Consider the following 20,513-nt stretch of genomic DNA (forward strand, 5'->3'; position numbering starts at 1 on the left):
AAAGAAAAACTTGATTAATAATGTACAGGATTAATTCTACTACAAAATTGGAAGGAGGGGGCAACCATCGATCCCTACCTCCCACACTCCGAGAATGATTATTATTCTTGAGAATGAATAGTTTATTTTTTGGAAGTCCCCAAGCAAGGGGAATTATATCCCTAGATTCTTTAGGAATTAGCTTAAATCTTGCCGATATTTACGAAGGAGTTGATTTTAATTGAAGAATAATTGATGAATGATAACCTTTTTTCTGTGATCTAGGTTATAATCGGGAGGATTAAAAATTCTGTGACAGAGAAAATGCTAACTCGATCTCCTACCAAAACCCTCAGCTTAGAAGAATATCGTAATTTAGAAACTAGAGCGGAAACTAAACAGGAATATCACGACGGGGAAATTATCGAGATGACAGGGGGAAGCATCAATCATAATCGACTGGTACGCAATTTAATTCGCTTGTTAGACAATGCTTTAAGGAAAACTATTTATGAAGTCTTTCCCAGTGATTTACGACTATGGATACCCCAGTATAATCGCGGTTTATACCCAGATTTAATGATCATTGCTGGGGAACCATTATTTAGTGATAATCGCAACGATGAAATTTTAAATCCCTGTGTAATTATCGAAGTTTTATCTCCTTCCACCTCCGGTTATGATCGGGGTGATAAATTTCGTTATTATCGTTCTATACCCCAATTAAACCAATATCTTCTCGTCAGTCAAGAGGAGATACTAATAGAATCCTATAGCAAAACCTCGGAAAATAATTGGTTACTGCAAGAATACACCCCAGCAAGGGGAATTATATCCCTAGATTCTTTAGGAATTAGCTTAAATCTTGTCGATATTTACGAAGGAGTTGATTTTAATCTCAAATCCTAACTTTAGCTATCTTTTAAGAAGACGTACTAAAAACAATTTTACCATCTTTTACCGCTACTAAACGCAAAGTTAAAGGTCCAGATGTATTAGTTTTACTAGCAGCAACTGCCTCAAGTGTCTCGATAGAATTACCCGACTTTTTCACTTGACCAATAAAGTTAACTACCGTAGTTAATAAACCATCTTCCACTTGAATTGACCCTAAAACTCCCGCACTTCTAGCGCGAAATTGAGCCGAAGCTAAGAGTAAATCTAATCGCTTTTGTAGGTCTTCTTCTGTCATATTTTGGGGATCAATAGAAACGGTAGCGATCACCTGTTTCTCCTCAAAAACTCTTTGATTGGGAACCACATCAGCAAAGACACGAATCTCGCTTTCTCCTAAGACATAATTACCTGCGGAAAGGATTCTCACCACATATTCTTTACCGTCCTGTAATTGTTGACTTAACTGTTCTACCTGTGCTTTTGTGATCTTAACTAAACGCTGGTCAAAATTAGGCTGATTCGGTTGGGTGGCACGGATAGCATTTATATTCGCTTCCCGCAATAACTTATCAATAACAGCGACAATAGCTTGGGGATCGACAATACGAAAAGCTCCAAAAGATAACACCTGTCCCCGGAAAATAGCGATTTGTTTTTCCCGCAATTCTTGATAGGTTTGATAGTATTGTTCTAAAACTTCCACTTCCCGCTTAAGAAAAGCCATTTGGGTTTCTAAATCTTTTAATTTTCCCTCGCGCTGTTCCAAAGCAAAATTTTTATCCACAATCGATCGATCGAGTTCTCCAATACGTTGATCCCGGCGATCAATTTCTAGCTGTAGGGTTTTTTGTTGAGTTTCCAACTGTTGAAGTCGCGCTTGTCTGGTTGTTAATAATTTTTGTTGATTAGCTAACTCTTTATCTCTAACTTGAAGGGTGGTTTGTAGTTGATTGATCTGACTAGAAAGAATTGATTTTTGTTGGGACAATTGATCCCGTTGACTGATTAACTCTGCCTTTTGATTAGTTAAAATAACTCGTTCATTATTTAAATTAGCCACTTCCTTGCGAAACTTTTCCAACTGTCCCGAAACTAATCGCAAACGTTGACGAGAAGCTTGATAATTTTTATTAAGAACCTCTAGACGTTTCTGCACAGCTATCTGTTCACTTTTAGCCGTTTTTAAAGCCTTTTCCACTCGATTTTTTTGTTCGGTGGTTTTTCTTACCTGTCTTTCTAAATCCTTAATAGCGGCACGACGTTCATTTAATAGGCGATCCAGTTCAAAAACCCCTTGACGCAGGGATTTACTAGAAGCAAATAAGACAATTAAAGTGGAACCGGCGATCAAAATTCCCGTTACAATCGTCATCAAAGTTGCGGTTTGTTTCGGACGCAGATTAAATAAACGCATCCTTTTCTTACCGATACGGCTCCCTATGCGATCGCCAATCGCCGCTATCAGACCACCTAAAACCACGATGGCCAAAACTAAAATATAAGCGCTAGTCATCCAGAATTTAGGTAAATTGTTGACTGAGAGCGACGGGATTATGGACGGTAATTTTCTTCTTGTAAATTGAGACCATTTCTTGATCCCGCAGCTCTCCCAATAAACGGGTGACAGTGACGCGGGTAGAACCGATCGCTTCTGCGATCGCTTGGTGAGACAATTTTAGATCCACCCGGATGCCATCGGTGGTGGGAACCCCAAAATCACGACAGAGAATTAATAAAAAACTGACCAAACGTGAACCCATATCCCGGTGAGCTAAGGTTTCGATCATCATTTCCGTTTGCAGAATCCGCGAGGACAAACCCTGCAGCATCAACATTGATAAATCGGGATTATTGCGGAGGGATCTTTCTACCTGCTCGATCGGGGCCGAGAGTAATTCTACCGGAGTAAAAGCCACGGCATGATAAAAACGATCCGATCGCTGACCAGTCAGTAAGGATAGCACACCAAAGACGCTATTTTCCCGCAGTAGAGCCACGGTAATTTCCTCTCCCGCTTCATAGACTCGCGATAACTTAACGGCTCCTTTCAGCAAAAAATAGACTCTTTCGGCGGGATCTCCCGGGAAAAAGATCGTTTTGCCACGCTCGAACAACTCCACCACCGGGGGGAAATTGCCGCTGCCGATTCGACGGAACACATCTGCTAGGGGTTTATCTTGTATTAATGATAAGTCCATCTCACATCCAAAAAAGGGGAAAATTGTTTTTATTATCCAACGAGTGTCACCTCTATTAAACACAACCGCTCGCTAAACTGGGAAAAGTTTTGGGCGCTTTTTGCCAGACAATGGGGGAGGGGTGATCATTGCTGCCCCGTTATCTGTATCCCTATTATACCGAATCTCGCTGGGGTCGGCTATTGGGGAGATTTTTGTAAGAGAAACGAGAACTATGTTAGATTTAACGGGAAAAAACGCCCTAGTGACAGGAATTGCCAATAATCGCTCGATCGCTTGGGGAATTGCTCAACAACTCCATCAAGCTGGTGCAAATATCGGTGTCACCTATCTCCCCGACGAAAAAGGCCGTTTTGAGAAAAAAGTGCGAGAATTGGCCGATGAACTTAATCCCGCTTTTTATGTCCCCTGCGATGTCCAAAATGACCAACAGGTAGAAGATACTTTCGCTACAGTGGCGGAAAAATGGGGTAAACTGGATATTTTGATTCACTGTCTCGCTTTTGCCGATAAAGAGGGTTTAACGGGCGATTTTACCGCCATCCCCCGGGAAGCTTTCACTAAATCCCTAGATATTAGCACTTTTTCCCTAACCCGTCTAGCGCGATCGGCTAAACCCTTGATGACGGAAGGGGGAAGTATTATCACTCTTACCTATCTCGGCGGTGTCAAGGTAATTCCTAACTATAATTTAATGGGGGTGGCAAAAGCCGGTTTAGAAATGAGTGTTCGCTATTTAGCTGCGGAATTAGGTGGCCAAAAGATCCGAGTTAATGGTATTTCTGCCGGTCCAATTCGCACCTTAGCATCTTCGGCCGTGGGGGGAATTCTTGATATGATCCATCATGTGGAAGAAATCGCTCCTTTACATCGCACCGTGACACAAATTGAGGTAGGAAATACGGCCGCTTTTTTAGCCAGTGATCTTTCTAGTGGTATTACCGGTCAGATTATTTATGTAGATTCCGGTTACGAAATTATGGGAATGTAGTTTTATTCAGTTATTAGTTATTAGTTATTAGTTATTAGTGTCACGGGGTTCTGAAGGGGGATTTTTGACTTCTTTGGGGTTAATTGTGATCGGTCTGAAGGTTCATTTAATTTTTTCACAATTTATTCCCTATTTTCAAACAATTTCTCAATGATGCTTTTCATTTTTGCATTGGTGAAGGGATTGGGGAAGATTCGGCGAATCTCAGGATAGGCGATTAAAATGCGTCTTAGCCTATTATTTGTGTTAATCTCATCTTTACAGACCAAAACCCTAAATCGTCTAAGAAGACAATGGCCGCCAATTATCGGAATAAATCGCCCGTTTTTCTCGGCTGTTCTGGCAGAATCGCTATTTTTTGCCTCTTGATGTTATTATCGGCGGCAATAGGCTGGTTAATTGGGAAACAGTGGGTTAAACACAGCAATCAACACGAAACCGTTAAACCAGTTTTTGCCACGGAGGAAAATAATTTTAATTCTGCCACAGATACGGCATGGCAACGGAAAACTGAGATGAGAAAGCGTCGTCTAGAGTTGGGAATTGATAGTCAGTTTTTTAAAAATCTCGTCAATGAATTGTTTAACCTCCGCTATGGGGATATCAAAGAGGAAAAACAGAAACAGGAACAAAGAGACATTCTAGGAGCAGAAATACTCGATCGCTTAGAACGTCTCGATTCTGGCACTAGAGAAGCATTAGGTAGCTACAACGAGCAACAGCGAGAAAAATGGCGAGAACAAGTGAATCAATTACGCTTAAGCGGTATAGTCTTTAATTTACTCACTGATACTGCCTTTTTTCAGCTATTTCCCGAATTGACAGAAAGACCAAGTTTTGATACAAGCCTGGGTCAACTATGGAGTGGTTTGGCCTGGAATCAGTTACAATCTTTACAGTCTGGCCTATCCTACCAAGCGATCGAAAGTTTAGACGCGGGGGGGGAGGAAGTTATCGAGGCAATTCTCAGCGAGGGACAAGGAAAAGCCTATGCAATAAAATTGCGTTCCAGTGATCGGTTAAACTTAAATTTAGAGGCGGAAGGCGAAGTTTTACTATCTTTCTACTCTCCCACGGGTAATATTACCCTTTTAGATAAGTCTAGCGATCGGCAATGGTCTGGTCAATTACCCGAAGAGGGATTTTATGAATTAGTTATTCTCCCCCAGTCTTCTACCCCCGTCCACTTTCGCTTACAGTTAAAAGTAAGTCAATGAATTTAACCGTCAGTTATCAGTTATCAGTTATCAGTTATCAGTTTACTGATCACTGAAAAGCTCCCCACTTCCCCACTTCCCAATTTATAATTTATAATTCATAATTTATAATTGATAATTTATAATTTATAATTCCCACTTCCTCAACCCCTAATCTGCTTTTTTACTTTTTCCCATGTCTCTAACTTTCCAAGCTGTTATCGCTAAATTAAATGAATTTTGGGCTGATCGCGGTTGTTTAGTTGCTCAACCCTATGATACCGAAAAAGGTGCAGGAACCATGAGTCCCCACACTTTTTTAAGGGCAATTGGTCCGGAACCTTGGTCCGTTGCCTATGTGGAACCCTGTCGTCGTCCTACGGATGGCCGTTATGGCGAAAATCCCAATCGTTTTCAGCATTACTATCAATATCAAGTCCTAATTAAACCCTCTCCCGATAATATTCAGGATATCTATTTAGACTCCCTGAGGGTGTTAGGAATTAACCCAGAAGATCACGATATTCGCTTCGTGGAAGATAACTGGGAATCTCCCACCCTCGGCGCCTGGGGTGTGGGTTGGGAAGTGTGGTTAGATGGTATGGAAATCACCCAGTTTACCTACTTTCAACAGTGTGGGGGTATCGATTGTCGTCCCGTGGCGATCGAAATTACCTACGGTTTAGAAAGATTAGCCATGTATCTGCAAGATGTGGAGGCAATTAATAAAATTCAATGGAATGAAAATATCCTCTACGGTGACATTTTTCTACAAAATGAAATCGAACAATGTACCTACAATTTTGAGGCTTCTAATCCTGAGTTATTATTTAGTTTATTCAGTTTATATGAACAGGAAGCTAAACAATTAATCGATCGCTCTCTGGTGATTCCCAGTCTAGATTATGTTCTCAAATGTTCCCATACTTTTAATTTACTCGATGCTAGAGGTGTGATTGCTGTAGCTGAAAGAACCCGTTATATCGGCAGAATTCGCAATTTAGCTCGACAGGTTGCTCAATTGTATTTACAGCAACGAGAAGCTTTAGGTTTTCCCCTACAAAAGGTCTAGCGATCTGGGCATCTTTGGTGATGCACCCCTACCAATTGTACTGCCCTTCTTTTAATAACTTCCTTTTATCAAAAATCCTGTTTAAAAGTTATGGGATAGTGGGGAAGAAAAAAAGATGTTAGCGATAACATCTTTTTGGCATTTTTTACAATTTAACTTCAATATCAACCCCTGCGGGTAAATCTAATTTCATCAAGGCATCGATTGTCTTAGAAGAGGGTTGGTAAATATCAATAATGCGGCGATGGGTGCGGGTTTCAAAATGTTCACGGGAGTCCTTGTCAACGTGAGGGGAACGCAGGACACAATAAATCTTTCTTTTTGTCGGTAGGGGAATCGGTCCGATCGCTGTGGCGTTAGTTCTATTGGCAGTATCGACAATCTTCTCACAGGAAGTATCGAGTAAGCGCTGGTCAAAAGCTTTCAAACGAATGCGAATTTTCTGTTGTTGTAGCGTAGCCATAATTTCACCTATTGCAATTGTCAAGGTACAAAATAAAGACAGTAACGGAGCAGCTTTTAAATTCACTGCCCCGTTAATTAGTAGATTAGCCTACTTGATAATTTTCGAGATAACGCCGGAACCGATGGTGCGACCACCTTCGCGAATAGCGAAGCGCATACCCTGTTCAATAGCGATCGGGTTGATCAGTTCCACGGTCATTTTGATCCGGTCTCCCGGCATGACCATTTCTACAGTGCTGCCATCATCGGCGGTGTAGTCTTTGATAGTGCCAGTTACGTCGGTTGTGCGTACATAGAACTGAGGACGATATTCTTTAAAGAAAGGAGTGTGACGACCACCCTCTGCTTGAGTTAACACATACACCTCCCCTTCAAACTGGGTGTGGGGTTTGATCGTACCCGGTTTAGCGATCACCATGCCGCGCTCGATGTCGGTTTTTTGGATACCACGCAGGAGGATACCAGCGTTGTCACCGGCCATCCCTTGGTCGAGACTTTTCTTGAACATTTCGATCCCGGTGACGGTGGTGGGGCGAGTTTCTCTGATCCCGACCAATTCCACGTTATCACCCACTTTCACAATACCGCGTTCGATCCGACCAGTAGCCACCGTCCCCCGACCAGTAATCGAGAATACGTCTTCTACCGCCATCAGGAAGGGTTTATCGATATCCCGTTCAGGGGTGGGGATATAGCTATCTACCGCGTCCATTAATTCATAAATCGCATCTACCCACTCGTTTTCGCCTTTTTGGGCCTTGGGGTTTTCGGTCATGTAGTTGAGGGCTTCTTTCGCAGAACCGGCAATAATGGGGATATCGTCGCCAGCAAAGTCGTAACTGGTGAGAAGTTCGCGCACTTCCAGTTCCACCAGTTCCAGTAATTCCTCATCGTCCACCATATCTTTTTTGTTGAGGAAGACCACGAGGTTAGGTACACCCACCTGACGAGCCAGCAGGATATGTTCCCGGGTTTGGGGCATCGGGCCATCGGCGGCCGAGACCACGAGAATACCACCGTCCATCTGTGCCGCACCGGTGATCATGTTTTTTACATAGTCGGCGTGGCCGGGGCAGTCCACGTGTGCATAGTGGCGACTGGCGGTTTCGTACTCAACGTGAGCGGTGTTGATGGTGATCCCGCGAGCTTTTTCTTCGGGAGCGGCATCGATTTCATCGTATTTTTTAGCTTGGGCATTACCCAGAGCCGCTAGGGTCATAGTGATAGCGGCGGTGAGGGTAGTTTTGCCGTGGTCAACGTGACCGATCGTACCGATGTTAACGTGGGGTTTCGTCCGTTCAAATTTAGCGCGTGCCATTTACTTTCTGTTCCTTTGTTTTTTTTTCTTCTTCAGGTGGGTGAACAGTAATCAGTTACTGGAGATCAGTTTTAAGTTAGCAGTTATTAGGGTTGACCGATCGAATTTAAATGATCGGTTTATCCCCACTGCTCACTGGTCACTGGCAACTGATTAACCGTTCCCTTTACTTTTGGTGATAATCGCCTCAGCCACGTTGCGGGGGACTTCTTCGTAATGGCTAAATTCCATGGTGAAGATGCCCCGTCCTTGGGTTTTGGAGCGAATATCAGTGGCGTAACCAAACATTTCCGCTAAGGGAACTTTAGCGGAGACTTTGGCGATGCCGGTCTCGGTTTCTTGACCTTCGATTTGTCCCCGACGGGAGTTAAGATCACCGATGACGTTACCGATGAAGTCTTCGGGTACTTCCACCTCGACCTTCATCATCGGTTCTAGGAGAACGGGGGTAGCTTTCATCACCGCTTCTTTGATCGCCATGGAACCGGCAATCTTAAAGGCCATCTCGGAGGAGTCCACATCGTGGAAAGAACCATCTACCAGGGTTGCTTTCAGGTCGATGACGGGATAACCCGCGACGATCCCCGATTCGCAAGCTTCTTTCATCCCTTGTTCTGACGGACTGATGTATTCTTTGGGGATAGCACCACCGACAATTTTGGAGACGAAGACAAAGCCTGACCCCGGTTCACCCGGTTCGAGTTCGATGACGACGTGGCCGTACTGCCCTTTACCGCCACTTTGACGGATAAATTTACCCTCAGCGCGCACGGGTTTCCGCACAGTTTCCCGATAGGCCACCTGGGGAGCGCCCACCGTCGCTTCCACTTTGTATTCCCGGAGCATTCGATCGACGAGGATTTCCAGGTGCAGTTCTCCCATCCCAGCGATTACCGTTTGATTGGTTTCGGGATCAACTTTGACCCGGAAGGTGGGATCTTCATCGGAGAGAGCTTGCAGAGCTTTGCTGAGTTTCTCGATGTCCTGTTTGGTTTTCGGTTCCACCGCTACGGAGATAACCGGTTCGGGGATAAAGAGGGATTCTAGGATAACTGGGTTCTTCTCATCACAGAGGGTATCCCCGGTAATGGTGTTTTTCAGTCCGATCGCCGCTCCTAGATCACCGGCGCGCAGTTCATCCACTTCGATCCGTTCGTTGGATTTGAGGACGATCAGGCGAGCGATCCGTTCTTTGGTTCCTTTGGTGGAGTTGTAGGCGTAGCTGCCTTTAGCTAGTACACCGGAATAGACCCGCAGGAAGGTTAAACGACCGAAGGGATCGGCCATGATTTTGAAGGCCAGGGCCGAGAAGGGCGCATCGTCCTTGGCTTCCCGGATTGCCTCGCTGCCATCGGGAAGAATCCCTTTAACGGCGGCTACTTCCGAGGGTGAGGGCAGATAATCGACAACGGCATCGAGGAGCAGTTGTACCCCTTTGTTTTTGAAAGCCGAGCCGCAGAGGACGGGAACAATTGTACCAGCAATCGTCCCTTCTCTGAGACCGCGTTTGATTTCGGCTTCGGTGAGTTCTTCACCTTCTAGATATTTTTCTAGGAGTTCTTCATCGGCTTCCGCTACAGCCTCCACCAGCTGCACGTGGAATTCTTCGGCCTTTTTCAATAAGTCTTCGGGAATGTCGGTTTCTTCTATGTCTTTGCCTAGATCGTCCTTATATATATAGGCGCGCATCTTGACGAGATCAACGATCCCGCTTAGTTCGCTTTCTGCGCCGATCGGCATTTGGATGGGAACGGCGTTAGCTCTAAGGCGATCTCTTAATTGTTCGTAAACTTTGAAGAAGTTCGCTCCCGTTCTGTCCATTTTGTTGATAAAGGCAATCCGGGGTACTTTGTACCGATCGGCTTGTCTCCAGACGGTTTCCGATTGGGGTTGTACACCACCAACAGAGCAGAAAACCGCCACCACGCCATCGAGTACCCGCATGGAACGTTCCACTTCAATGGTGAAATCGACGTGGCCAGGGGTATCAATGATGTTGATGCGATGATCTTGCCAACTGGTACTGATGGCGGCGGCGGTGATGGTGATTCCTCGCTCCCGTTCCTGTTCCATCCAGTCGGTAATTGCCGTTCCGTCGTGGACTTCGCCCAGTTTATGAGCGACTCCCGTATAGAACAGGATTCTTTCTGTTGTCGTTGTTTTGCCCGCGTCTATGTGAGCGGCGATTCCGATGTTTCGCACTCTCTCTAGCGGGATAGTCCGTGCCACAGCAACCTCCTTGCTTTGCTTGCCAGTGATGGGATTTTGTTCTAGGATTTTTTACACTATTTACAATTCTATACTTTTCTTGACAGTTTTTTGGCGGCAGCGGTGTAGTCCACCGCCCTTAAAGTATCTTTAAAGTATCTTTTTAGTAACGATAGTGGGCAAAGGCTTTGTTTGCCTCCGCCATCCGGTGGGTTTCTTCCCGTTTTTTGATCGTGCCGCCGGTTTCGTTGGCCGCATCCATGATCTCGTTAGCTAGTTTACCAGCCATGGTTTTGCCGCCTCTGGTTCTGGCATAATGGACTAACCAGCGTAGTGCCAATGTACTACCACGGTTGGTGCGTACTTCCATCGGCACTTGATAGGTGGCTCCACCGACCCGGCGGGCTTTCACTTCCACTAGGGGGGTGGCGTTTTTAACGGCTTTTTCAAATACTTCTAGGGGTTCTTGACCGGTACGTTCGCCGACGGTTTTTAGGGCATCGTAAACGATGTTAGCGGCCAAGGATTTTTTGCCCGATCGCATGATCCGGCGGATGGTCATGCTGACTAAACAGCTATTGTAAACGGGATCGGGGGGAATAGGACGTTTTTTGACGTTTTTACGGCGAGACATCGGAATATTCCTGAATTTTCTAGGTTAACTTTAACTTTTGCTTGACAGTCGGATGATTACAGCCCATCTCAAACCCTCTCCTGCGAGTCTTCAGTCTCTTGGGTTAACTTTGACCGACTCGGTGGGAGTATTTTTTTGGTTAATCAATTTCCTGTTTATTTAGCGGCGGGTTTGGGGCGTTTGGTTCCGTACTTGGATCGCGCCTTTTGACGGTTTTTCACCCCGGTGGCATCAAGGGTGCCGCGAATGATGTGATATCTGACTCCGGGTAGATCTTTGACCCGACCGCCGCGAATGAGGACGACCGAGTGTTCTTGCAGGTTATGACCGATGCCCGGGATGTAGGCTGTCACCTCAAATCCAGAGGTTAAACGTACCCTAGCCACTTTCCGTAGGGCTGAGTTGGGTTTTTTGGGTGTGGTGGTATATACTCTTGTACAAACTCCCCGACGTTGGGGGCATTGTTTGAGGGCGGGAGATTTGGTTTTTCTTTTCGCTTTGGATCTTTCGTCGCGTATTAATTGCTGAATGGTGGGCATGATAGGGCTGTATCTAAGGTTACTCTGAACTCCTTGTTACCGAAGGTCAAATCGTTGACAAAAGGCCATTATAGCAAATTGCCGCTGTTGTTGTCAAGTCGCTTATTGTGCTTTTCTCTGGTTTCGGAGGTTAGAGATTGTCTTTTTCTTGGGCAGCGGCGGCACTCAATTCGGGCGTTATTAGACGATAAAATTACAGCTTCGTTGTTTTGGCTTGATAGTGCGATTTTAGCGATAATTATCACCTGATTAATCGGCTAATATCTGAAAAACTGTCTCTAGCTAACCTCATTTTCAGAACTGGTGTCTAGACTATTAGCTCTTAACGCTATATTTAGAGCGTTTGTACTGGATGCAACCCAGGTGTGCTGCCATAAAATATTGTTAACCTTTGAGGTTAACAATATTACAAGGGTCATCTACAATGGATATTGTATTTAAGGAAAAAAAATTTGAGAACGAATGCAATAGCCAAAGACTACTGAAAAAACAGTATGGAGAGAAGATGGCTAAGAAAATCAGGCAAAGACTCGACGACTTAAAAGCAGTTATTGTCTTGGAGGAAATGCGATCGCTGCCGGGACGTTGCCACGAATTGTTACATAACCGTGCTGGACAACTATCTCTAGATTTAGTTCATCCTCTCAGACTAATTTTTGAGCCGGCTAATATACCGATTCCTCAAAAAGCAGACGGGGGAATTGATTAGAAGAAAGTAACCGCAGTCGTAATTATTGGCATAGATGACACCCATGACTAATACTATTGAGAACAGATATGCACCGGATTTTATTTCTCCACCGGGAGAAACCCTTGCCGAAATCCTAGAAGAAAGAAATATGTCTCAATCGGAACTCGCCCAACGCATGGGCAGACCAAAAAAGACTATCAATGAGATAATAAAAGGTAAAGCGGAGATTACTATCGATACCGCCTTACAGATAGAGTTAGTGTTAGGAACTCCCGCCAGTTTCTGGATAGAGCGCGAAAGACTTTATCGGGAATATTTAGCGAGAAAAAATGAGAATCAAAGATTAAAAGGTTATTTAGGCTGGTTAAAACAAATTCCTTATCGCCAGATGACTGAATTAGGCTGGCTCAAGTTTGATGAGGATAAAATAGAGCAATTACGGGAGAGTTTGAATTTTTTTGCCGTTGTTTCCCCTGAGCAATGGGAGGAGATTTGGGGGAGAAATTTATCGATTGATTTTAGAAAGTCTCAAGCATTTGATAGCGATCGAGGGGCAATAACGGCATGGTTGCGTCAAGGAGAAATAGAAGCATCGAAAATTAATTGTGCTGATTACAACGAGTTGAAATTCAGAGATGCCTTGCGACAAATTCGTTCGTTAACTATTAAGTCTATCGAGGTATTTCAACCGCAAATTATCGAGCTTTGTGCGGCAGCGGGAGTTGCCTTGGTTTTTGTTCCTGAACTTCCGAAAACAAGGGTACACGGTGCTACCCGTTGGTTAGATTCTCACAGAGCTTTAATTCAATTGAGCGATCGATACAAAACAAATGATCATTTTTGGTTTTCTTTTTTTCATGAAGCTGGTCATATTTTATTACATGGGAAACGAACTTTATTTTTAGAGGGGCAAGATATTCGAGATAAAATTAAAGAAAAAGAGGCGGATGTTTTTGCGGCTAATTTCTTAATTGCTCCCAGAGATTGGCAGAGATTTATCGCCAATAATTCTCTCAGTAAAAAAGCTATTAATCAATTTGCCGAACAACTAGGAATACACCCTGGTATTATTGTTGGTAGAATGCAACATGAGCAAATTATTTCTTATCAAAACTATAATGATCTCAAGGACAAATATTGTCTAAATACGCAAGATTCCTTTTTGGTATTGACGAGCGACTCCCCAAAAGGAAAACTTCCTATCTCACCCTTGAGATAAATGCTGTAAGCGGAGATTACTATGGATAAATTTGGCAATAACTGACAAAATTGCGATAAAATCAAAAAAAGTCAGGGAGAGGATAGCTATGCTCGATCTTGCGAAATTAGCGGCAAAAATGCCAGGAATCAGTCAACATTTTCAACAGGAAGTGGCAGCTAGTCGCGAGCGCGTGCAACGGGCTAAAATTCTTTTAGAACAGGCTCAACAGCAACAGGAAAAACTGCTAGAACTCTATCATAACTGGCACGATCGCCTAATTTTCTCCGTTGCACTACCGATCGAACCTCTCGACACCCGCGTTACTATCCTTCCCGCTCCCGAAAGTCATAGCGTTTTTGCCACGGATGGTTCCCAAATTGCCCCTTCTCACCACGAAATCGCCTACTGTTATCTAATTAATATCGGTAGGATTATGTTGCACTATGGTCAAAATTTGCACCCGCTCCTCGATAGCATTCCCGAAGTCTATTACAAATCAGAAGACCTCTACATTTCTAAACAGTGGGGTATTCGCGTGGATGAGTGGATGAGTTATCGTCGCACGGTATTAGAAAGCCAAATGTTAGCAGAAATGGCTACCCGTTGGGTAAAACCCCCTGGGGCCCATTATGAACCAAATTTAGCCCTTGTGGATGGTTCTTTGATCTATTGGTTTATCGATAGTCTCCCCCCGGAAGCAAAAGATTTAATTTTGCCACCGATTTTTCAGTCTTGGGACGATTTAAAATCAGCTAGAATCCCGCTTATGGGTTATATTAGTGCTTCTCGTAGCACGGAAAGCTTAAATTTCCTCCGTTTACAATCTTGTCCCCATGATACTCCCAATTGCTTGATCAATTGCGGTGATTTAGACCCAGAAAAAACCCCTTGTCGCGTTGTCGATCCTCTCCGGGATGCTTCTCTCTGGGGTTATTTATTGGAACCGGGGCAAAGAAGTCCTTTTTGGCGCAGTTCTTTGAAAATACTCGATCTTTATGGGGATGAGCATCGCATTTACTTCTGTTATCTCCATGTGGGGACGGAAATCGCTAGGGTAGAGGTTCCTGCTTGGGTGGTGGAGGAGCGAGAATTACTCGATCGCTCTTTGAGTATTTTACTGGCCCAGGTGTTAAAAGGTTATGGTTATCCGATCGCCTTAGCGGAAGCGCACAATTTAGCTGTGATTAAAGGTGGCGATCGCTTGCGTTTTTTTGCCCTTTTGGAACAACAGATGATTAAAGTCGGTTTACAGGATGTGGGAACATCTTATAAGGAAGCGAGAAAACGCAGTAGTATCGCTTAATTGAGGAGACAGGGAGTGGGGAGTGGTTATGCTAAATCCAGTTATTGCGTGAGTGCCTCTCTTGATATGTAGCCCATACTCAACGGATTTAGTATTACTTCCCACTTGATCACTCAATCCAAGTCTTTGGGGGGTTCTACCCCCCAAACCCCCCGTTGGGGGCGTGGCGCCGCCCCCAAACCCCCCGCGCATTAGTTTTTCGGTGGGATGCTTACACGCAGCTGCTAATACATCTGTCACAATCTAACAGTCACTCCACTTGCAGGAGTGCCTCTCCTGATATGTAGCTTATACTCAACGGATTTAGTATGATTGACGAATTTGCGTTATTTCAGCTTCTATTTTCAAGTCAGGGAGCAGGGGAGCGGGGAGATGGGAGACCACTTCGTGCGCGTTGCGGGGGGAGTGGTCACTGATAACTGATAACTGGTCACTGATAACTGATAACTGAAAAAGGTGGGAATTACCCACCTTAAACTTGATTTTTGCCGAATTTTTCTAGCGACTGCTACGATCTTGATCCAAGACGCTGACGGGGAAATTATTATAACTAACGTGATGTTTGCTAGTTTTTTGAATTTCTTCTTTGATTTGATCTAGATCAACATAGCGATCGGCTACATTAATTAAACTATCACTGGTCATTGATCGCAAACTAACCACTTCCACTCGCGCACCACGGTAACTGACGGAATCGGCAGCATAGGCTAAATCCCCATCACCACTGACAATTACTGCGGTATCATAGGAACCCACTAGCGCCATTAAATCTACGGCAATTTCCACGTCGAGATTGGCTTTTTTGGAACCATCGGGTAATTGTACCAGATCTTTAGCGATGACTCGATAACCGTTGCGACGCATCCAGAGGAGGAATCCCTGCTGTTTTTCGTTAGTGCGATCAACTCCAGTATAAAAGAAGGCGCGCAAGAGACGAGAACCGGCAGTTAAACGACAAAGTAATTTGGTGTAGTCAATTTCGATACCTAATTGCAGAGCCGCATAAAATAAATTAGAACCATCGATGAAAATCGCCACACGGCCGCGATTTTCTAGCACTTGTTCAGGGGTGAAGACTGGGGCTGTATCATAATCATCAAACATTTTATTTTTCCTCGTTTGTTTGTTAAAAGTTTAGTGTTGGGTGTTTGCCAGTTGTATCCGAAAGGACAACAGACCTTAAAAAATAGAGTTATCAAAAAATTCCTTTAGGAATCGTTTAACGGCAGTTCTAGTTTAGAAAAGATCGGTTCAGGTGTTCCTAGTTGTGGATTTGTGGGTAATCCCCATTGACAGTGTTGGAAAAAAGAGACACTATCAGGGAAGTTTTCCCCATCCTCCGACCTGAAAGTATTAAAATCAATAACAAAACCTAGTTGTTGATAAATTTTACTGCTCAAGGTCGGTATTATCGGTGAGAGTAGGTAGGCAGAGAGTCTTACTGATTCCAAAACTGCGTAGAGGACTTGTTCTACTGCTGCTTGTTGTTTCTGTTTAAATAAACTCCAGGGCGCACTCTCATCGATAAACTTGTTACTAGCGCGAATCAACGCTAATATTTCCTCACAGGCTTGATTAAATTGTAGCGCATTGTACTTCTGTTCAACAATGCCCCCTAGATTGATCCCCATATTCTTAAGACGATTATCGTTGGGGATATCTACGCCAGTCAACTGGGGGGGGATATTTTGGCAGTATTTTTTGACCATGCCTAGGGTGCGATTGAGGAGGTTGCCTAAATCGTTGGCTAAATCTGCGTTAAGAATATTAACAAATCTGGTTTCCTGAAAATCGCCATCCTGTCCTAATTCAATCTCTTTAACGAAATAGTAACGGACGGCATCGGCCCCATAGCGATCAACCAAATCGAAGGGATCGAGGGTATTACCGAGACTTTTGCCCATTTTCCGCCCGTCTTTGGTCAAAAAGCCGTGGCCGAAGACTCTTTTAGGCAAGGGTAAACCCGCCGACATTAGCATAGCCGGCCAATAAATGGCATGGAATCTTAATATATCTTTACCGATCAGATGCAGATCGATCGGCCACCATTTGGCCAAGGCATTTTCTAGGGTGGGTTCGTCTTCGGGGTCGAGAAGGGCGGTAACATAGCCAAGAAGGGCATCAAACCAAACGTAGATGGTATGCTGACCATCGTGGGGAATGGGAAACCCCCAAGCCACATTAACCCTAGAAATGGAGAAGTCCTGTAGTCCCTGGTTGACGAAGTTGAGAACCTCATTACGTCGGCTTTCCGGTTGAATAAAATCGGGTTGTTCTTGGTAAAATTGTTCTAGTTGCGTCTGATACTTAGAGAGACGGAAAAAATAGTTTTCCTCGTCGCGCCATTCGGCGGCCAGATTAGTATGAATGGGACAACAGCCATTATCTAACAGTTCTCTTTTTTCCTTAAATTCTTCACAGGCGACGCAATACCAACCCTGTTGGCGATCGAGATAGATATCGCCCTTTTCCCAGACTCTTTCAAAAAATTCGTTAACAATTGCCTGATGACGGGGGGCAGTGGTGCGACTAAAGCGATCATACTGGATCTGTAGCTTGGCCCAGAGATTGGCAAAACTGGTGGCTATGCGATCGCAATGTTCCTGGGGATTGAGTCCTTTGGCTGCCGCAGTCCGTTCGATTTTCTGTCCGTGTTCGTCGGTTCCTGTAATCAGGAGGACAGAATTGCCCTGTAACCGCTGCCATCGTGCCATAACATCCGCTACGATCGTCGTGTAAGCACTACCGATGTGGGGGATATCGTTGACATAATAAAGAGGTGTTGTTAAAGCAAATGTTTTTCGCTCATTCAAATCATTCATGAAATTTATTTTTTTAAATAGACGAGGCTGCCCCAAGGCTGATCCGTAGATGATTGGGAGACAATCCCTATGTTTTATGATCCTCTAATTCTGTTTTATCCTTTAGTTGTGATCTAAGTCAATAAAAACAATCTTAAGGCCGATTTTTTTTCTCCATGACGCTGCTTACCCCCCTATCTACCTCTCGTTTAATTCTTGATACCACGCGCACGAGTCTGTTTACCGTCGGTCAAGAAAATCTACCCAGCCAAGGAGTGGCGATCGTGGTAAGTAACCATCGCAGCTTTTTGGACGCGCCGATCTTAATTCAAGCTTTGGGCAAAACTCTCCCGATCGCCTGTCATCACTACATGGGAAAAACGCCGCTTTTGCGGGAATTAATCGGAGAATTGGGCTGTTTTCCCTTTGATACTCCCGAAAAGCGCCACCAGACTTTTTTTCGGCAAGCAACGGATTTTTTACAGTCCGGACGATGGATCGGTTTATTTCCAGAAGGTGGATCGCCGATGTTAAATTTGACTGCTCCTCGTCAAATTAGCCGTTTTCAAAGCGGATTTGCCCATTTAGCCTTGGGTTGTCCCGTGGAGAATCTATCTGTCTTACCTGTGGCTATTCTCTCCGAGTCGGAAACTACTATTAGTCCTTTTCCCGTGCGTTTGCTGCGCTTATTAGATACCACAGAACCTTTATTCGATCAAGATGGTTGGCATCCCGTTGTCTTTTATCATCGTGTCAAGGTGGCGATCGGTCGTCCCTACCGAATTACTGAAAGCGATCGCTCAGATTATCAAGGTAAACAAGGAAAAAAAGCCCTTAATCGTTTAATTGGTCATTGTCAGTCGGAAATTGGCGATTTATTGCTGAAAGGGTAAGTCAGGAGGCAGTCGGCAGCTTTTTTCTTCCCACTTCCTAACTCATAATTCATAATTCATACTCCTTTTTCTGATTGCGCCAATATTCTGACTAGCTCTGCTTTCTTCATCTTGCTTAAACCAACGATTCCTTTTTCTTTGGCTAGAGTCTTTAATTCAGAAACAGTCTTGAGTTTGAGAGTTTCTTCTGAAAACTCCTCAATCACTGCATCTTGTTGAGATTCAGGAGTGAGATAAAAGACAGTTTTGAGTAAATCTAATCCCTTCCCTTTTGTAATTCCACACTTGAGGGCAACAATTGAATCTAAACTCTTCCAGAATTGACGGGGAGCTTCATCAATCCTAGCAGTAGCAGTAGCTAATTTAACTGTTTTCAGTGGGCTATTCGGTTGTTCAATTAAGAACTGTAAAGCAGATTTAATTTCTTCTCTTGAAGCTGTTGACAGATTTAGTTTTGGGGTTTCTTCTCTTGCCAAAACTCTGGATATATTCCTAGCATCTTCTGTTCCATCGGCAATAATACACCAAATTCTTTCTAGTCCAGCCCTTTCAGCCACAGCATAAACAAATGAGTTGCCGATAACTTCATAGCGATCCTCTGATAGTTCTTTCACGATTACAGGCAGCCAATTGCGTCCACCTGTCTGCTGTAATAGTTTGGCAGCAACTTCAATTAAAAAACTATCAGCATCGGTCCCATTAGTAATTTCTATTTCATCTAAGTAGAGATACTTCAAAGTACCAATATCGGTATATTCCATCATTGTAAAAAATACTCCTTTGCTAAGTCTTTGTAGTATTCATGAGCGGAACGATTTTTATAAACGGCTGGCACGCGAGCGAAGGCAGCACTGGCTATAATAGCGTATTCTGGCAGGTGATGAATATGTAAATCTTTTTTGGCATTAGTATATCTGGGATAAAAATAGTGTACAAGGTTTTTGTCATTTTTTAGTATTTGATTAATTTCTTTTTGGGCAAGCTGTAACTGTGGTTGAGTAATCTTCTCACCGTTGAAAAAAATTGGTAAGGCTATGGGAGTCCCATCTTTTTTCAAATTTTGCATTTGCGGCAGAAACTTCTTGATGGCAATGGCTGCATTATTAAGGGAGAATGAATTGTTATGTTTTGTGGGTAAGAGGACAACATCGGCAGCATAAACAGCCAGCCGGCTAGTAAATCGCCAATTGGGAGCTGCATCTATAAAGATGTAATCATATTCATATCTAGCTAAGTCTAATTTTTTATGGAGAGTGGACACTGTCATTTCAGGATGAAAGTCAGATTCCGTCAGCCCTGATATTTTATTATCAGCAGGAACAACATCGAAGGTAATTTGTAGTTTTGTATTCTTAAAAATATAGGGACGAATCACTGATCTTAGATCAATATTGCGGTCAGTTAAAGCCTTTTCTAGGAGGCCATCTTCTGGGTTTATATTTAGGAGAGAGCTAGTTAAATCTCGTTGATTAAAATCAAAGTCTAAAACTAGAACTTTTTTACCTAAAAAAGCAAGAATAGCCGCAAGATTTACAGTTGTGGTGGTTTTGCCTACACCGCCTTTATTGTTGTAAACAGTAACCGTTAATGCTTTGGGAGTATTGTCAATTTTTGTCTTGATCAGAGCTATAGTATTATCAATGTTATCAGGAGTTAGCTCTATGCAAGTAGTGGCAGGAAAAATGATTTTACCATGTTTTCTAAATAACTGGATGTGTGAACCGTTAGTGATAATTCCCCATTGGGCTGCTTGACACTTAGTCCCTAATAACTGACGCTTTAACTGATTGACAGTTGCCTTATAACTTGGACTATTTTCAGTTAGGTTAATATCTCTACCCTTTAACTCTATCAGCAGAAAAGGATTACTCTTTGTCTGTAAAAAAATATCGTTTGCTAGGTTTCTCCGAGTGGCAAAGTCGGTAATCCCACCGCCTCCCGTGTCGTAACTTGGGATTATCTCCGTGGTTGAAAATCCTAAATATGATATCAGGTAACGTGCAAAGTTGGTGCTAACGATCGCTTCCCGCGCATCTTGAGGCAAATCCTCAAGATAAGATTTGAGACTTTTTACTTTGGGGGTGTTATCTTTCATTTCAGTTCACAAACTATAGACTAAAGTTAATG

General features: G+C 43.7%; 19 protein-coding genes and 1 pseudogene. 9 read left to right on the plus strand and 11 right to left on the minus strand.

Annotated features, from left to right (window positions below; genetic code table 11):
- Window positions 1-143: 143 nt before the first annotated feature.
- Both O9323_RS22480 and O9323_RS01225 read left to right on the plus strand, forming a co-directional pair.
- Window positions 144-224, plus strand: a pseudogene (locus O9323_RS22480) (Uma2 family endonuclease); the annotation flags it as partial.
- A gap of 79 nt (window positions 225-303) precedes the next feature.
- Complete coding sequence (locus O9323_RS01225) at window positions 304-888, plus strand: Uma2 family endonuclease (protein WP_002750099.1); 585 nt, start codon at window positions 304-306, stop codon at window positions 886-888.
- A 13-nt stretch (window positions 889-901) separates the two neighbouring features.
- Here O9323_RS01225 and O9323_RS01230 read toward each other — a convergent pair whose 3' ends face one another.
- Both O9323_RS01230 and ntcA read right to left on the minus strand, forming a co-directional pair.
- Window positions 902-2,389 (minus strand): DUF3084 domain-containing protein, encoded by a 1,488-nt coding sequence (locus tag O9323_RS01230; RefSeq protein ID WP_288124573.1) that lies wholly within the window; start codon window positions 2,387-2,389, stop codon window positions 902-904.
- A gap of 7 nt (window positions 2,390-2,396) precedes the next feature.
- A complete protein-coding gene (ntcA, locus tag O9323_RS01235) occupies window positions 2,397-3,074 on the minus strand; it encodes a global nitrogen regulator NtcA (RefSeq protein WP_002750097.1) in 678 nt (225 codons plus the stop codon).
- 214 nt (window positions 3,075-3,288) lie between these two features.
- Between ntcA and fabI the strand changes: the two genes are divergently transcribed.
- From fabI to glyQ, 3 genes are all read left to right on the plus strand, one after another.
- On the plus strand, window positions 3,289-4,065 hold the full coding sequence (gene fabI, locus O9323_RS01240) for an enoyl-ACP reductase FabI (protein ID WP_002740281.1): 777 nt from the start codon (window positions 3,289-3,291) through the stop codon (window positions 4,063-4,065).
- Window positions 4,066-4,358: 293 nt separating this feature from the next.
- Window positions 4,359-5,282 carry a hypothetical protein gene (locus tag O9323_RS01245; protein WP_002750096.1) on the plus strand — a complete coding sequence of 308 codons (924 nt, stop codon included), beginning with the start codon at window positions 4,359-4,361 and terminating at the stop codon, window positions 5,280-5,282.
- 175 nt (window positions 5,283-5,457) lie between these two features.
- Window positions 5,458-6,333, plus strand: a complete 876-nt coding sequence (gene glyQ, locus O9323_RS01250) for a glycine--tRNA ligase subunit alpha (protein WP_002750095.1) — start codon at window positions 5,458-5,460, stop codon at window positions 6,331-6,333.
- Window positions 6,334-6,478: 145 nt separating this feature from the next.
- Here the strand turns inward: glyQ and rpsJ are convergent, their stop codons facing one another.
- From rpsJ to rpsL, 5 genes are all read right to left on the minus strand, one after another.
- On the minus strand, window positions 6,479-6,796 hold the full coding sequence (rpsJ, locus tag O9323_RS01255; RefSeq protein ID WP_002740287.1) for a 30S ribosomal protein S10: 318 nt from the start codon (window positions 6,794-6,796) through the stop codon (window positions 6,479-6,481).
- A gap of 90 nt (window positions 6,797-6,886) precedes the next feature.
- Window positions 6,887-8,116: an elongation factor Tu gene (tuf, locus tag O9323_RS01260; RefSeq protein WP_149108009.1), complete on the minus strand. Its 1,230-nt coding sequence runs from the start codon at window positions 8,114-8,116 to the stop codon at window positions 6,887-6,889.
- Between the two features lie 153 nt (window positions 8,117-8,269).
- Window positions 8,270-10,345 carry an elongation factor G gene (gene fusA, locus O9323_RS01265; protein ID WP_002750091.1) on the minus strand — a complete coding sequence of 692 codons (2,076 nt, stop codon included), beginning with the start codon at window positions 10,343-10,345 and terminating at the stop codon, window positions 8,270-8,272.
- Between the two features lie 142 nt (window positions 10,346-10,487).
- Window positions 10,488-10,958, minus strand: coding sequence for a 30S ribosomal protein S7 (rpsG, locus tag O9323_RS01270; RefSeq protein WP_002739653.1), 471 nt, complete (start codon window positions 10,956-10,958; stop codon window positions 10,488-10,490).
- A gap of 155 nt (window positions 10,959-11,113) precedes the next feature.
- Window positions 11,114-11,497 carry a 30S ribosomal protein S12 gene (rpsL, locus tag O9323_RS01275; protein WP_002740176.1) on the minus strand — a complete coding sequence of 128 codons (384 nt, stop codon included), beginning with the start codon at window positions 11,495-11,497 and terminating at the stop codon, window positions 11,114-11,116.
- Between the two features lie 424 nt (window positions 11,498-11,921).
- On the opposite strand from rpsL, the gene O9323_RS01280 reads away from it, so the two are divergent.
- The 3 genes from O9323_RS01280 (at window position 11,922) to O9323_RS01290 (ending at window position 14,692) form a co-directional block, all read left to right on the plus strand.
- Entirely contained in the window at window positions 11,922-12,206 is a 285-nt protein-coding gene (locus O9323_RS01280) for a type II toxin-antitoxin system RelE/ParE family toxin (protein WP_002740273.1), read from the plus strand.
- A gap of 43 nt (window positions 12,207-12,249) precedes the next feature.
- A complete protein-coding gene (locus tag O9323_RS01285) occupies window positions 12,250-13,407 on the plus strand; it encodes a HigA family addiction module antitoxin (protein ID WP_149108010.1) in 1,158 nt (385 codons plus the stop codon).
- Window positions 13,408-13,495: 88 nt separating this feature from the next.
- On the plus strand, window positions 13,496-14,692 hold the full coding sequence (locus tag O9323_RS01290) for a DNA double-strand break repair nuclease NurA (protein WP_149108011.1): 1,197 nt from the start codon (window positions 13,496-13,498) through the stop codon (window positions 14,690-14,692).
- Window positions 14,693-15,190: 498 nt separating this feature from the next.
- Here the strand turns inward: O9323_RS01290 and O9323_RS01295 are convergent, their stop codons facing one another.
- Window positions 15,191-15,796: a LabA-like NYN domain-containing protein gene (locus O9323_RS01295; RefSeq protein ID WP_002743578.1), complete on the minus strand. Its 606-nt coding sequence runs from the start codon at window positions 15,794-15,796 to the stop codon at window positions 15,191-15,193.
- A gap of 104 nt (window positions 15,797-15,900) precedes the next feature.
- Window positions 15,901-17,514 (minus strand): methionine--tRNA ligase, encoded by a 1,614-nt coding sequence (metG, locus tag O9323_RS01300; protein ID WP_043998264.1) that lies wholly within the window; start codon window positions 17,512-17,514, stop codon window positions 15,901-15,903.
- 155 nt (window positions 17,515-17,669) lie between these two features.
- Here metG and O9323_RS01305 point away from each other — a divergent pair, with 155 nt between their 5' ends.
- On the plus strand, window positions 17,670-18,386 hold the full coding sequence (locus O9323_RS01305) for a lysophospholipid acyltransferase family protein (RefSeq protein ID WP_288124577.1): 717 nt from the start codon (window positions 17,670-17,672) through the stop codon (window positions 18,384-18,386).
- A gap of 56 nt (window positions 18,387-18,442) precedes the next feature.
- On the opposite strand, the gene O9323_RS01310 is transcribed toward O9323_RS01305, so the two are convergent.
- Together O9323_RS01310 and O9323_RS01315 are read right to left on the minus strand one after the other, a co-directional pair.
- On the minus strand, window positions 18,443-19,150 hold the full coding sequence (locus tag O9323_RS01310) for a Rho termination factor N-terminal domain-containing protein (protein ID WP_193979008.1): 708 nt from the start codon (window positions 19,148-19,150) through the stop codon (window positions 18,443-18,445).
- Window positions 19,147-20,481: an AAA family ATPase gene (locus tag O9323_RS01315; RefSeq protein WP_288124578.1), complete on the minus strand. Its 1,335-nt coding sequence runs from the start codon at window positions 20,479-20,481 to the stop codon at window positions 19,147-19,149. Before O9323_RS01315 ends, O9323_RS01310 begins: the two co-directional genes overlap by 4 nt.
- Window positions 20,482-20,513 lie beyond the last annotated feature (32 nt).

This window comes from Microcystis sp. LE19-131.1A (assembly GCF_027532015.1).
Classification (GTDB): Bacteria; Cyanobacteriota; Cyanobacteriia; order Cyanobacteriales; family Microcystaceae; genus Microcystis; species Microcystis ichthyoblabe_A.